We start from the raw sequence: 12,920 nt of genomic DNA, 5'->3' as shown, positions 1-12,920 counted from the left end.
CCCCCCCCCCCCCCCCCCCCCCCCCCCCCCCCCCCCCCCCCCCCCCCCCCCCCCCCCCCCCCCCCCCCCCCCCCCCCCCCCCCCCCCCCCCCCCCCCCCCCCCCCCCGCGCCGCCCCCCCCCCCCCCCCCCCCCCCCCCCCCCCCCCCCCGTCGTAGTTTTCACTAACGCGTCATTTTTTGCCCTGGTTGGCTACCGCGAGGATGGCCTGGGCTGCTGCTTCGGGATCCAGGTACGTACCGCCCGGGTTGATCGGCTGGAAGTCCTCGTCCAGCTCGTACACCAGCGGGATACCCGTGGGGATGTTCAGCGAAGCAATGGCGTCGTCGCTGATGCCATCAAGGTGCTTGACCAGCGCGCGCAGGGAGTTGCCGTGTGCCGTGACCAGGACGGTCTTGCCGGCCTTCAGGTCTTCCTTGATGTCCGATTCCCAGTAGGGAAGGAGACGGACCAGGACGTCCTTGAGGCATTCAGTGCGCGGCAGGGCGTCGCCGAGATCCGCGTAGCGGACATCGTGTGCCTGGGAAAATTCGCTGTCGTCGGACAGGGGCGGCGGCGGGGTGTCGTAGCTGCGGCGCCATTCCATGAACTGCTCTTCACCGAACTCGGCGAGGGTCTGGGCCTTGTCCTTGCCCTGCAGTGCGCCGTAGTGGCGCTCGTTGAGGCGCCAGTCGCGCCTGACCGGGATCCAGCCGCGGTTGGCCTTGTCCAGTGCCATGTTGGCGGTGTTGATGGCACGCTTCAGGAGCGAGGTGTAAAGGACGTCCGGGAGGATGTTGTTCTCAACCAGGAGTTCCCCACCGCGCACTGCTTCTTCGCGGCCTTGGTCGTTCAGGTCAACGTCCACCCAACCGGTGAACAGGTTCTTGGCGTTCCAGTCGCTGTGGCCGTGGCGCAGCAGAATCAGCTTGTAAGTCATGGTTTTCATCCTAGCTGAGCAGCTCCATTACCTGCCGGGCATTACGGCCGCGCGAGATAAAGTGGGGGCCGTGGTGCAAAAAGCGGAACGGGTGGGCTCTCCCCGAAGTCGGGGCGGGAAGCCCGTAGGGAATATCACCCGCGGCACGACCAATCCCAACCGCATGCGGCGCCTGGACCGCTGGCTTGCCGGGCCGCAAGCCTGGCGGCTTCGCGCCGCCGTCGAGCCCCTGGTGGTGGACCTGGGCTATGGCGCTTCGCCGACTACCGCCGTCGAACTTTTTGAACGGCTGCAGGCCGTCAGGCCGGATGTCCGGGTCTGCGGGATCGAGATTGAACCGGAGCGCGTCCGGACAGCGAAGCCCCTGGAGCGGCCGGGGCTGAGCTTCCATGTGGGCGGATTCGAAGTCCCGGTGCCCGGAAAGCCCGTTCTGGTCCGCGCCTTCAACGTACTGCGGCAATACGAGGAAGCTGACGTTGCCGGAATCTGGAGCCTGGTGCAGTCGCGGCTTGCTCCGGGCGGGCTGTTCATCGACGGCACGTGCGACGAGATTGGCCGCCGCGTCACGTGGGTGGCGCTGGATTCCGAGCGACCGTTGAGCCTGAGCTTTTCTGTCCGGTTTGGCAGTTTTGAGCTGCCGTCGGACGTTGCTGAGCGGTTGCCGAAAGCCCTGATCCACCGGAACGTGCCCGGTGAAGCCATCCACGCGTTCTTGCAGGCCATGGATAAGGCATGGCTGGAGGCGGCGCCGTTGGCGTCCTTCGGAAACCGGCAGCGATGGACCGGAATGTGCCGTTCATTGCGCGACGCCGGGTGGCCACTGCAGGATGGCCCCTCGCGGTGGCGCCTCGGTGAACTGACCGTGGCGTGGGACGCCGTGGCGCCTCAGCAGCGGCCGGATTGACCAGTAACGCCTTTTACCAGGGGCCGTACGGGCCGACGTTGCGGTTGCCGCCGCTGCCTGCTTCACGCAGGGCTGGACGGACATCGGCCAGGTACACGCACGCCGCAGTGACGGCGGCGATGCCGAAGAGGCCCAGGCCGCTTCCGCCGGTGAAGACCGTCAGGGCGCCGATCGCAAAAGCGACGCCGGTGAGGGCGGTCCAGAACGTCTTGGTCCGCTTGGAGGCAGCCACGAAGAGCGTCGGCCGGTGGCGCAGGCAGTCCGCGAAGGCCCACACTTCCAGGGCGAGGGCCACCAAGCCGAGGATGAAGTAGACCCCGTTGGTGACGTAGGCAATCAAGAGTTTTCCGTCCACGCCCTTTAGCCTAGCCGTCCAGCGACTTCAGCGCTTGCTCAAGGTCGGACCAGAGGTCTTCCACGTTCTCGATTCCGACGCTCAAGCGGACCAGGTTCTCCGGAACGCTAAGCGGCTCGGCCGTGTGCCGGCGTCGGCGCTCAATCAGGGACTCCACCCCGCCAAGCGACGTGGCCGGAAGCCACAGCTCCAGCGCACGGACCAGCTCGTCGGCGGCGTCGGCACCACTGCGGTGCTCGTCGCCTGTGATCTGGATGCAGAGGATGGAGCCGAAGCCCTTCATCTGGACCTTGGCGCGCTCGTGCCCGGGATCTGTGGGGAGGCCCGGGTAGCGGATGGTTTCGACGCGTGGGTGGGTGCTGAGGCGTTCTGCGAGCGTCGCGGCCGAAGCCTGCGAACGTTCAATCCGAAGCGCCAGCGTGCGGAGGCCACGCAGTGCCAGCCAGGCTTCGAACGGGCCGGCGATTCCACCGTGGATGATCCGGTGATGAAGAAGGGTGGCGCGCAGCTCCGGGTTGGACGTGACGAGGGCGCCCAAAACGACGTCCGAATGTCCGGCCAGGTATTTGGTCACCGAGTGGAGCACGACGTCGGATCCCAGGCTGAGCGGCTGCTGCACCAACGGCGTGGAGAACGTGTTGTCCGTGACCACGATGGCTCCCACGGCGTGGGCGGCATCGGTGAGCGCGCGGATATCGGCGATACCGAGCATTGGGTTGGTGGGGCTTTCCAGCCAGAGGAGGTCCGCCTGCTTGCCGCTTTCAGGACTGATGAGCGATTTCACGGCATCGGTGTCCGTGATGTCCACCGTGCGCAGTTCCAGGAAGCCCTTCTCTGCCAGTTCCGTTGCCATCACTAGCGAACCCGCATAGCTGTGGGACGGCATCACGACGACGCCACCGGCAGGTACCAGGGAGAGGGCCGAACTGACTGCCGCGAGACCCGATGCGTAGAGCAGCCCCGGGAGGGTGGCGCCCTCCAGCTTGGCCAGCGCGTCCTCGAAAGGATCCCACGTGGGGTTTGCATAGCGTCCGTAGCCGCGGTCTCCCTCACCCAGCGCACCGGTTCCGAAGTATGTGGAGGACAAGACGATGGGCGGATTCACCGGCTCATCGTGGGCCCGCTCGGGGCGGCCAGCCGCAACCACGACGGTTTCCGGAGACAAGTCGGCGGCGTGCTGATCGGAAAGGCTCATGGTTTCAGCGTAGTCGCGGCCACCACTGTGGATGAAAGGCGTTACGCGCCTTTGATGTCAGGGAAGCTCGGTAGGCTAGACGCGTGAGTATTCAGAGCCCAGGTCTTTTCATCGCCTTCGAGGGCGGGGACGGAGCGGGCAAGTCCACCCAGGCCGCCCGGCTCTCTGACGCCCTTGAGTCGCGGGGATTTTCCGTGCTGCGCACCCGCGAGCCCGGCGGCACTCCCATTGGCGAGAAGTTGCGTTCCCTGGTTTTGGACCACGGCCACGGCACCATCGATGCCCGCACCGAAGCCCTCATGTTTGCCGCCGCCCGCGCCGCCCATGCCAGCCAGGTGATCCGTCCCGCCCTGTCTGAGGGGACGGTGGTCATCACTGATCGCTACGTGGACTCCTCAGTTGCCTATCAAGGTGCCGGCCGTGGCTTGGGCGCCGATGGCGTCTTGACCTTGAACGAGTGGGCCACGGAAGGTTTGCGTCCGGACCTGACAGTATTGCTCGACGTCGACCCTTCCGACGGCCGCCAGCGCCGGACCGCCGGGGACGCCACCGAAGACAGGCTCGAATCCGAGCCTGATGCTTTCCATTCGGCCATCCGCCACGCGTTCCTGGACCTCGCAGAGGCTTCGCCGTCGGGCTACCTTGTCCTGCCGGCACGCGCGGACATCAACACCCTCGCCGCGCAGATCCTGGATCGGGTGGAATCGCTGCTGGCTGACCGAGTTCCCGGCGACCGTTCGTGAGCGTCTGGGACGACCTTCAGGGGCAGGCGCCCGTCGTTGCGCAACTGAAGCAGGCTGCGCAAGGCGAAACCGGCCTCACCCATGCGTGGCTGTTTACCGGACCTCCTGGATCCGGCCGTTCCAACGCGGCCAAGGCCTTCGCCGCTGCCTTGAACTGCGAGCAGGACGACGTCACCCTTAGAGGCTGTGGGGAGTGTGCCGCGTGCCACACTATCCTTGGCGAGACGCACTCCGATGTGACATTCGTGCGGACCGAGAAAGTCACCATCACCATTGACGAAGCCCGCGAACTGGTCTCCAAGGCTGGCGACCGGCCTGCCACTGGCCGGTGGCGGATCATTGTGGTGGAGGACGCGGACCGCATGGCCGAACGCACCACCAACGTCCTGCTGAAGGCGATCGAGGAACCCACGCCCCGCACCATCTGGATGCTGTGTGCCCCCTCCCCCGCCGACGTCCTGGTCACCATACGCTCACGATGCCGTCCGGTGAGCCTCCGGCTTCCGCCGGCGTCCGACGTCGCCGATCTCCTGGTCAGGCGCGACGGCATCGATCGCCAACTCGCGGACATAGCAGCCCGCGCCGCCCAAAGCCATATCGGCATCGCCAGGCGACTGGCCCGCGACGCTGACGCTCGCCAACGCCGTTTGGATACGGTCCGCATTCCACTCGGCCTTCGTGGCGTCACCGCTGCGGTGATGATGGCCGAGAAGCTGGTCAAGATTGCCACCGACGAGGCCAACAGCTCCAATGACGAACGTGACGCCGCGGAGAAGATCGCGCTGCTGGCGAGCCTCGGCGCCCCCGAGTCCGGCACGCTGCCGCCCTCCATGCGCAGCCAGGTCAAGCAGCTCGAAGACGATCAGAAACGGCGGGCAAAACGCTCCATCACTGACTCGCTGGACCGCACCCTCACTGATCTGCTGTCCTTCTACAGGGACGTGCTGATCATCCAGCTGGGGAACGCCGTAGAGCTGGTCAACGTTGAGCTCAAGAGCGATCTTGAAGACTACGCGGGCCACTCAAACCCCGAAACCACGTTGGCCCGGATGGACGCCATCAACAAAGCCCGCGTCCGTATCACCACCACCAATGTGGCCCCGCTGTTGGCGGTCGAGTCCATGGCCACAAGTCTCATCCAGCAATAGGAGAATCCATGAAGTCCGCACCCCGCCGGTCCGCCGATGCCCCTTCAAGGGACCGGTCTGCCCGGCGTGGGGCCGGCCGCGGCTTCGTGGCGACGTGTGTTGCCGTTGCCGCCGCGCTGGTATTGAGCGCCTGCACCCTGCCGTTCATGCCAACGCCCACGGCCAAGCCGTCCACCAGCACCGTGGATCCATCCATCGCAGCATCAGCGCCCAAGGGCTTGGAGAAGTTCTATTCACAGCCGGTGGAGTGGAGCTCCTGCGAGAACGGCTTCCAGTGCGGCAAAGTCCAGGTACCCAAGGATTACGCCAACCCGGCATCCGGGGAAATCACACTCGCCGTCATCAAGTTGCCCAGCACCGGCAATAAACAGGGGTCGATCCTGGTCAACCCCGGCGGTCCCGGTGGCTCCGGGGTGGACTACGTCAGGGACGCCGGCAACACCAATTTCACCGAGAAAGTGAAGTCCAACTTCGACCTCGTCGGCTTCGATCCCCGTGGTGTGAAACGCTCCGCCCCCGTCACCTGCATGAGCGATGCCGAACGTGACGCGGCCCGCGAAAAGGTGTTCCGGAAGAATACCGACGAGGGACTGGAGGCTGCACTGGCCTTCAATAAGTCCTTCGCTGAGCAGTGCTCAGAGCAGACCGGGGATGTCCTGGGGCACATTGATACCGTGAGCGCGGCCAAGGACCTGGATATCCTGCGCGCGGTGGTCAACGACGCCAAACTCAACTACCTTGGCTTCTCCTACGGCACCTTCCTTGGATCAACTTATGCTGCACTCTTCCCCGACAACGTTGGCCACCTCGTCCTGGATGGCGCCGTGGATCCGTCCATCACCAACGAGGAACTGACCGCCGGACAGGCCCGGGCGTTCGAAAGAGCCATCCACACCTATGTGGCCAGTTGCCAGGGACAGAACCAGTGCCCGCTGAGCGGCTCCGTGGACAACGGAGTCCAGGAAATCAGGGACCTCATCAATGCCGTGGACCAGAACCCCCAGACCGCCAAGGACGGCCGCTTGGTGACCAGCAACGACTTCGTCAACGGCCTCATCCTGCCCCTCTACAACGACCAAAGCTGGCCGGCCCTCACCCAGGCCCTGGAAAGCGCCTTTTCCGGTGATGTGTCCCAGATGATGCGGCTTGCCGATCTGGGCGCCGACCGCGAACCCAATGGCACGTACAGCTCAAACTCGGCTTTCGCGTTCCAGGCCATCAACTGCCTGGACTACCCCATGGTTACCGACACTGCCGGCATGCGGGCCGAGGAAGCACGCCTTATCCAGGACTCCCCCACGTTCGGCTCGTTCTTCGCTTACGGCGGGGTCAACTGCAAGGACTGGCCGTACAAGAACACCCGCACGCCCGCGCCGGTCGAATACAACGGCTCCGCTCCCATCGTGGTGGTTGGCACCACAGGGGACCCCGCCACTCCGCTGGAGTGGTCGCAGTCGCTGCGCAAGCAGCTGGAGAACGCCTCACTTGTCACGTGGGAGGGTGAGGGGCACACAGCCTACGGCCGCTCGAACTCCTGCGTCAGCACCGCCGTCGACGATTACTTTGTTGACGGGAAGCTGCCGCAGGACGGCCTCAAATGCTAGCAGTGCCGGGCTTCCCGCTTCTCCACCAAGAGCGGGAGCTGCTTGATGGAATCCACGACGACGGTGGCGCCGGCCGCGCGTAAGGTCGTCTCCGAGTGCGAGCCAGTGAGGACTCCGGCCACCAACGACGCACCTGCACGGACGCCGGAAAGCATGTCCGAGCTGGTGTCGCCCACCACGGCCACCTCGCGGACGTCATCGAGGTCCAGGGCGAGTACCGCAGTCAGGATCATGTCCGGGTAAGGCCGCCCCCGCCCTGCATCCGCCGGACACAAGCTGAGGTCCGCCAAGCCCATCCACCCGAGGGATTCCAGGACCATGTTCTGGGTGTGGCGGCCGAACCCTGTTGCCAGGCAAACCTGCATGCCGGACTCACGCATCCACAAAATGGCGTCCTCCGCGCCCGGAATGGCGCGGACACCGCCGTCGTCGATCATGTGGTCGTATGCCTTCTCGAAAACCTTGTTGGCGCTTTCGGCAATTACGGCTTCCTCGAAGAGGTGGTGGAAGACGGTCAATTTCGAGAAGCCCATGGTGTCCCGGGCGTAGCCGAGCATGCTCTCGAACCTACTGCTGCCCGGCTCGATGCCGTGTTCCACCAGCGCCTGGGACATGGCCCGCTCGGTGCGGCCATCGTCGGTGATGGTTGTCCCCACCATGTCCACCACGGCCAGCCGCAGCCGGTTGGGTGCGTGGCTGGTGTCCCTGGTGAATTCATCCCGATTCAATGCGTCCCCGGTCATTGAGCGGCTCCCTCGTCTGTTGTGAGTGGCGGGCGGACCTCGCCACGGTTGATTTCCCAGCTTCCGGCGGCAGGGAAACGCCCGCCTGAACCCGGCCCGACGCCCGGGTGAACATCCCCGCAACGGCCGCCACTGCCCTCGTTTTGACCCGGGTGCTGTGCCTCTATTACAGTTATGTCTTGCGTGATCGCCCGGGAAACCGGTGATGGACGCGGTGCTTCCTTAGCTCAGTCGGTAGAGCGTTTCACTCGTAATGAAAAGGTCATCAGTTCGATTCTGATAGGAAGCTCGGTATAAGCCCCGGATAAACCCTTGCACTAGGGTTTTCCGGGGCTTTTCGCTTGCTACGTCCCGCGCGGTGGCGGACGTAATGATGGAAATATCGAACATTCACCAAAGTTCCAGAAATGTTCGAAATATAGGTCATTTTGAGCAATGAGCCGTATGATCGATTTATGGAACATTCCGATGAGCTGACGCCGTTCTACCGGGCTGTGGATGCCACCTCCCTTGGGCGGTCCATCGCCGATGCCCGCAAAGAAGCCGCTATCACGCAGCAGGAACTCGCCGTGAAACTAGGTGTCACCCGCGGAACCATCGTACGTCTCGAAGCCGGCGGAGCAGTCTCGGTGGTCGTAGCCATGCAGGCCATCCGGGCGGTGGGCCGCGACGTGGCTTTGGTACCGCGCTTTTCCAAGCTGCAGGTGCGGCCGTGAGCCCCCGCAAGACCCTTGACGTGTACCTGCGCGGGGACCGCATCGGTGAGCTGCGCGGCAGCGGCCTCAAGCTGTCCTTCCAGTACGACCCGCAGGTGCTGGCAACCTACGGTGCCGGGTCCATCCTGCTGTCCCTGTCCCTGCCGCTGGCCAGGAAACGCCTGGACGGGGTGGAGGTCTACAATTTCTTTGACGGGCTCCTGCCAGAAGGCCAGGTCCGTTCCAATCTGGCCAAGGAACACGGTGTCACTGTCCCGGACGCCTTTGGGCTGCTCCGTGTCTTGGGCGCCGACTGCGCCGGCGCCGTTCAGGTTCTGCCGCCCGGGGAACCCCCCGCACGGGAGGGCGCTGCTGCGCCCATGACCGAAGAAGAGGTCATCGGCGTGGTTGAATCCCTCCCGACATGGGACCTGCCGGATGACTTCCTGGTCACTGCGTCACTGGGCGGCGTCCAGTCCAAGGTACTGCTGTCCCGACACGGCGACGGCTGGGCTTGGCCGGGCCGTGGTTCGGTGTCGACCCACATCATCAAGCCCGAACCACTTGACTCCACCATCCCGGATCTGCTCCCCGCTGAGGACTGGGCCTTGCGGACAGCAGCAGCGGCAGGGCTTCCCGCGGCCAATGCCCATCTGGAAACCTTCGGGTCGCGTCGGGCCATCGTCGTGGAGCGCTTCGACCGCACAGGCGAGGGCGATCGGCTGCACCAGGAAGACTTCACCCAGGCCCTGGCCCTGGCCAGTGAAGCGAAGTACGAAGGCACCACCGCACCGCCCTCGCGCCTGACCCGGCTGGTCAACGCCGCGGCGCCGCACACCCGCGACGAGGCCGCGTTTCGCCGTGACCTGTTGCGCGCCGTGACTTATAACCTGCTGATCGGCAACGGCGATGCACACTCCAAGAACTACTCCCTTACCCTCCACGACAATGGAGAAGTGCTGCTGGCACCCCTCTATGACGTGGCGCCAACCCTGCTGCTGTACCAACCGAGCGGCCTGGCCGGGCACTCTGTCAGCGGCCAGATCCGGCTGAGCTACATCACCTTGGAACATCTGGTCGCCGAAGGGACCGCCTGGGGCATGGACGCCGACGATGCGCGGCAGACCGCGGCTTCAACACTGGAGAGAGTGGCGGCAGCAGCGGCGGAAACACCCCCACCTGAGTCTCTCGGCTTCCTGTCCGAGCTCATCGCGGTCCGGGCCCAGGACCTACTGAACGGCGGCACAGCCAGGCGGGTCCTGGCTCCGAAAAACGAGTAGACCTCCCGTTCCTTCTGAGTGGCCATGACCTCCACCCATCCGGGACCGCTTTGAGCCGCTCCTCAGCGGCGGTGAGTTGAGCGGGCGTGGCACCCATGGGGCCAGCACCGCTGTGGTTTCCGGATCCGTCAGCAGCGAAGAGCGCATACTCCGCCCACCGCTTCCGGCCCACGGGGTAACGCTCGCCGTAGCCGCCCGCTGCCACGCCGAGGACCAGAATCTCCAAACGGGAGCTGCCCTGCCGAAACGCCTGCACTTTCGCAGAACATGGGCCCATCCTAGGGCGGGCCCGGATGTTTGGCACCGTGGACTGTTTGGCACAGTGGACTCGGGCTGAGGACGTCAGCGGCCCAGCCGCGACATCAGCACGGCGACCGCGGCAGCAACTCCCCCGGCCAGCGAACCTTCCAGCTCCGGAGCGAAGAACGGCGAGTGGTTGACGGGGATGGGACCCGGGCCTTCATGTCCGGCCGCGGGCGTGCCTCCGAACATCCAGAACACCGACGGCACGCCAATCGCGGTGCCCAGGTGCCCGAAGTCCTCGCTACCCATCATGGGCGGGGTGATTTCGACCGCTTCAGACCCCAGCGCAAGCCGCAGGGCCTCAATGACGGGAGGAACGGCGTCGGGATCGTTGAAGCACTGCGGGAACCGGTACATTTCCTCGATAACCGGCTTCGGCGCCCCGGACGCGGCGGCTTCTGCCTCGATGATGCGGCGGACGGCGGCGAGGACCTGGCCGCGGACGTCCTCATCAAAGGTGCGGATGTTCAGAGTGAACTCGGCGGAGGCCGGGATGATGTTCTCCTTGAGGCCCGCATGGAACGTCCCTACCGTCACGACGGCGGACTTCCGTGGATCAAGCTCGCGGGACACAATCCCCTGCAGCCGGGTAACCATGTGCGCGGCCATCACGATGGGATCAATGGAATCCTGCGGCTGCGAACCATGCGATTGCTGGCCATGCACCGTGACCCTGAGCGAATCTGCCATGGCCGCCACCGGCCCGCTGGAAATCCCAACCGTACCCACCGGCCGCGGCATGACGTGCTGCCCGAAGACCACTTCAGGCCGCGGCGCCTTGTCCCACAGACCGTCGTCGAGCATGGCGAGAGCACCGGCCGCCGTCTCTTCGCCGGGCTGGAAGATCAACACCAGCGTCCCAGCCCAGGCACCCGGGTTCCCCGCAAGCAGTACGGCGGCACCCAGCAGGCTGGCCACGTGGGTGTCGTGGCCGCAGCCGTGCATGACCGGAACCACCGTGCCATCAGGCAGCGTGCCAGTATCCGTGCTGGCATAGTCCAGCCCGGTGGCTTCCTCAATGGGGAGGCCATCCGAATCGGCGCGGAAGGCCACCACGGGTCCGTCACCATTTCGCAGGACTCCCACCACCCCTGTCCCGCCGCAGCGGAAGTGCTCAATGCCCAGGCCGTCCAGTTGTTCCTCGATCAACGCGGCCGTTGCGTACTCCTGCATGGACAGTTCCGGATGTGCGTGGAGGTGCCGGTACAGGGAGTGCAGCTTTGCGGTCTGTTCGGAGTCGAGCTGAAGGGCGGTGGCTGTTGAAGTCATGGTTCCTGTCTTCCTGGTTCTGTTGGTCAGGGCACGGTTCGGGCTGGGTCAGGGGCGCGCTGCGGGGCTACTCGATATGGATGGGCTTCGCCTCAGTGATAGTGGTTTTGCCGCGGAAGAACCATGCCAGCAGGATGGTGCCCAGGACGGCAATGGCGGTGGACACCATGGCGAGCGATGGCACCAGGGGCAGCAGAACGAACACGACGACGGCTGAGACCAGCAAGGCGAACACGGTGGTGCGGGGCTGTTTCATGGACACGATTGCCTGAACCAGGACGGCGCCCAGAACGGTGGGCAGCACATACAGCCGGGTGACGAGCAGGACCGACGGAGGAATGACGCTGATGAGCCAGCTGCCCAGGAGACCCACGAAGATTGCCAGCGAGATCAGGTGCACTACCGCAGCGCCGCAAATAGCAACGACGGCGGCAAGTTCCGCCCGTTTGCTGCCCGGCTTCGCGCCGATATTGGTTTGGGCGATCAGGGCAGCAGGCAGGAGCTTGTTGGAGATATTGCCAATCATGAACGCCTGGTACATCGCGGCCGGACCCAGGATCGGATAGTACGTCAGTGGCTCGACGATCCAGATGATGCCGAACGTGGCGGCCACTGCGGCGAAGGCAATCCAAAGCTGGCCAGGACCTATGTCCAGGCCCGTAGCGAAGACGAGGTACAAAGGGCCGGCCACGGAGATCAGCAGGCCACAGATCATGGTGATCTGGCCCCAGCGGGAGGTGGTGCGGTTGAAGTCCGCCATGGCGGTGTTGTTGGCGGTGGTGGGAGCGGAAGTGATGGAAGACATGAGGGGTGTTCCTTTCGTGCTCAAAGTCCGGGTCTGATGGCGGGAGGCGGGATCAGGCGCCGACAGCGAGGTAGGCTGCGCCGAGCCCAATGACGATGGAAATGCCGAGCCCCCACTCACGCAGCCAGCTCTTGCCGAGCTTCTTGGCCAGCAGCAGGCAGGTGCCCATGACCGCGGCGGAGACAACAAAGGACAGCACATGGATCCCTGACTTGGGCAGTTCGGTGAGCCCCAGGCAGGAGAAGGCTCCGATCAGGGCGGCCGCCGGGACGATGGCCATGGCGGCCGGGTTCACGGATCGGATCTTGGCGTCGCCCTTTCGCAGGACCGGGGTCAGGATCAGGGTGGCGAGCATCCACATCGCTCCGCCGATGCTCATGGCGAAGAAGGCGACTGCGAAGACACTTTGCGTATAGCTGGCATCGCCGAGCTTGGCGCCCATGGAACCTGCCGCGATGCCGGCGGCGGATACGTCGTAAGCCGCAGAACCGATCAGCCCGATCCTGGACAGCACAGCCGGCGCGCCGAAGAGGCCGAGCAGCGCAATTGCGACGAGCGAGACTGCCAGGGAGGGGCCGATGGCCGATACAGCGCCGGAGCGGAACGAGGTCTTGATGTCCTGCGTGCTCATGTCCACGGATGGGGCGGCGGTCCGGGCAGCTTTCATGAAGATGACGGACTGAAGGATGATCACGCCGAACACGCCTGCCACGCAGATCCACAGGATGGGATTGTTGGCGATGGCCATGATGTCGGTGGACTCGTTGGGGGCGAGCGGTTGAAGAGCCAGGGGTTGGTGCATGGGAACCTCCGGTGTCGGCCCCTCGGCAAGTCCACATCCGAACCACGCTGTTCGCATCCGGTGCTCTGGGGAAAATCCTACCCAGCGACCAGATCGGCCAGTGGGTTACCAACACCTTCTGCTATGAGCCGGATCACACACAATAGCTGACGGAAT

The 12,920-nt window shown here is 64.9% G+C and carries 14 protein-coding genes and 1 tRNA gene; 7 read left to right on the top strand and 8 right to left on the bottom strand.

Going from position 1 to position 12,920, the window contains the following annotated elements:
• Window positions 1–171: 171 nt before the first annotated feature.
• Window positions 172–918 carry a phosphoglyceromutase gene (locus tag LN996_RS18290; RefSeq protein ID WP_231341817.1) on the bottom strand — a complete coding sequence of 249 codons (747 nt, stop codon included), beginning with the start codon at window positions 916–918 and terminating at the stop codon, window positions 172–174.
• Window positions 919–988: 70 nt separating this feature from the next.
• Between LN996_RS18290 and LN996_RS18285 the strand changes: the two genes are divergently transcribed.
• Window positions 989–1,822, top strand: a complete 834-nt coding sequence (locus tag LN996_RS18285; protein WP_231341819.1) for a class I SAM-dependent methyltransferase — start codon at window positions 989–991, stop codon at window positions 1,820–1,822.
• Window positions 1,823–1,835: 13 nt separating this feature from the next.
• On the opposite strand, the gene LN996_RS18280 is transcribed toward LN996_RS18285, so the two are convergent.
• Window positions 1,836–2,177 (bottom strand): DUF2516 family protein, encoded by a 342-nt coding sequence (locus LN996_RS18280; protein ID WP_159704615.1) that lies wholly within the window; start codon window positions 2,175–2,177, stop codon window positions 1,836–1,838.
• 10 nt (window positions 2,178–2,187) lie between these two features.
• Entirely contained in the window at window positions 2,188–3,372 is a 1,185-nt protein-coding gene (locus LN996_RS18275; RefSeq protein WP_231341816.1) for a PLP-dependent aspartate aminotransferase family protein, read from the bottom strand.
• Between the two features lie 83 nt (window positions 3,373–3,455).
• Between LN996_RS18275 and tmk the strand changes: the two genes are divergently transcribed.
• Genes tmk through LN996_RS18260 form a run of 3 tightly spaced genes read left to right on the top strand, consistent with a single transcriptional unit; the run spans window position 3,456 to window position 6,867 of the window.
• Complete coding sequence (gene tmk / locus LN996_RS18270; protein ID WP_231341815.1) at window positions 3,456–4,115, top strand: dTMP kinase; 660 nt, start codon at window positions 3,456–3,458, stop codon at window positions 4,113–4,115.
• On the top strand, window positions 4,112–5,263 hold the full coding sequence (locus LN996_RS18265; protein ID WP_231341814.1) for a DNA polymerase III subunit delta': 1,152 nt from the start codon (window positions 4,112–4,114) through the stop codon (window positions 5,261–5,263). Before tmk ends, LN996_RS18265 begins: the two co-directional genes overlap by 4 nt.
• A gap of 8 nt (window positions 5,264–5,271) precedes the next feature.
• Complete coding sequence (locus LN996_RS18260) at window positions 5,272–6,867, top strand: alpha/beta hydrolase (protein ID WP_231341813.1); 1,596 nt, start codon at window positions 5,272–5,274, stop codon at window positions 6,865–6,867.
• On the opposite strand, the gene LN996_RS18255 is transcribed toward LN996_RS18260, so the two are convergent.
• Window positions 6,864–7,610: an HAD family hydrolase gene (locus LN996_RS18255; protein WP_231341812.1), complete on the bottom strand. Its 747-nt coding sequence runs from the start codon at window positions 7,608–7,610 to the stop codon at window positions 6,864–6,866. The genes LN996_RS18260 and LN996_RS18255 overlap by 4 nt on opposite strands.
• A gap of 216 nt (window positions 7,611–7,826) precedes the next feature.
• On the opposite strand from LN996_RS18255, the gene LN996_RS18250 reads away from it, so the two are divergent.
• The 3 genes from LN996_RS18250 (at window position 7,827) to LN996_RS18240 (ending at window position 9,585) form a co-directional block, all read left to right on the top strand.
• Window positions 7,827–7,899: transfer RNA gene (locus tag LN996_RS18250), tRNA-Thr, on the top strand.
• Window positions 7,900–8,065: 166 nt separating this feature from the next.
• A complete protein-coding gene (locus tag LN996_RS18245) occupies window positions 8,066–8,326 on the top strand; it encodes a helix-turn-helix transcriptional regulator (protein WP_231341811.1) in 261 nt (86 codons plus the stop codon).
• A complete protein-coding gene (locus tag LN996_RS18240) occupies window positions 8,323–9,585 on the top strand; it encodes a type II toxin-antitoxin system HipA family toxin (protein WP_231341810.1) in 1,263 nt (420 codons plus the stop codon). The genes LN996_RS18245 and LN996_RS18240 overlap by 4 nt, the downstream gene beginning before the upstream one ends.
• On the opposite strand, the gene LN996_RS23905 is transcribed toward LN996_RS18240, so the two are convergent.
• The 4 genes from LN996_RS23905 to LN996_RS18225 all read right to left on the bottom strand — a co-directional run bounded on the left by LN996_RS23905 (window position 9,512) and on the right by LN996_RS18225 (window position 12,764).
• The gene (locus LN996_RS23905) at window positions 9,512–9,862 is read right to left on the bottom strand and encodes a DUF6226 family protein (protein WP_374202232.1); all 351 of its coding nucleotides are present in this window, start codon (window positions 9,860–9,862) and stop codon (window positions 9,512–9,514) included. The genes LN996_RS18240 and LN996_RS23905 overlap by 74 nt on opposite strands.
• Before the next feature lie 65 nt (window positions 9,863–9,927).
• Entirely contained in the window at window positions 9,928–11,157 is a 1,230-nt protein-coding gene (locus LN996_RS18235; protein ID WP_231341809.1) for an amidohydrolase, read from the bottom strand.
• A 67-nt stretch (window positions 11,158–11,224) separates the two neighbouring features.
• The gene (locus tag LN996_RS18230; protein ID WP_231341808.1) at window positions 11,225–11,962 is read right to left on the bottom strand and encodes a hypothetical protein; all 738 of its coding nucleotides are present in this window, start codon (window positions 11,960–11,962) and stop codon (window positions 11,225–11,227) included.
• A 52-nt stretch (window positions 11,963–12,014) separates the two neighbouring features.
• Entirely contained in the window at window positions 12,015–12,764 is a 750-nt protein-coding gene (locus tag LN996_RS18225) for a DUF5058 family protein (RefSeq protein WP_231341807.1), read from the bottom strand.
• Between the last annotated feature and the right edge of the window lie 156 nt (window positions 12,765–12,920).

This window comes from Arthrobacter sp. AK01 (genome assembly GCF_021109375.1).
GTDB lineage: Bacteria > Actinomycetota > Actinomycetes > Actinomycetales > Micrococcaceae > Arthrobacter.
Note: the sequence above shows the minus strand (reverse complement) of the source record. Positions and strands in the feature narration are given on the sequence as shown.

Excerpts from the sequence above, each read along its gene's own strand:
- LN996_RS18290 (WP_231341817.1), bottom strand. The coding sequence starts at position 918 with ATGACTTACAAGCTGATTCTGCTGCGCCACGGCCACAGCGACTGGAAC.
- LN996_RS18275 (WP_231341816.1), bottom strand. The coding sequence starts at position 3,372 with ATGAGCCTTTCCGATCAGCACGCCGCCGACTTGTCTCCGGAAACCGTC.
- LN996_RS18260 (WP_231341813.1), top strand. The coding sequence starts at position 5,272 with ATGAAGTCCGCACCCCGCCGGTCCGCCGATGCCCCTTCAAGGGACCGG.
- LN996_RS18255 (WP_231341812.1), bottom strand. The coding sequence starts at position 7,610 with ATGACCGGGGACGCATTGAATCGGGATGAATTCACCAGGGACACCAGC.
- LN996_RS18245 (WP_231341811.1), top strand. The coding sequence starts at position 8,066 with ATGGAACATTCCGATGAGCTGACGCCGTTCTACCGGGCTGTGGATGCC.
- LN996_RS23905 (WP_374202232.1), bottom strand. The coding sequence starts at position 9,862 with ATGGGCCCATGTTCTGCGAAAGTGCAGGCGTTTCGGCAGGGCAGCTCC.
- LN996_RS18235 (WP_231341809.1), bottom strand. The coding sequence starts at position 11,157 with ATGACTTCAACAGCCACCGCCCTTCAGCTCGACTCCGAACAGACCGCA.
- LN996_RS18230 (WP_231341808.1), bottom strand. The coding sequence starts at position 11,962 with ATGTCTTCCATCACTTCCGCTCCCACCACCGCCAACAACACCGCCATG.
- LN996_RS18225 (WP_231341807.1), bottom strand. The coding sequence starts at position 12,764 with ATGCACCAACCCCTGGCTCTTCAACCGCTCGCCCCCAACGAGTCCACC.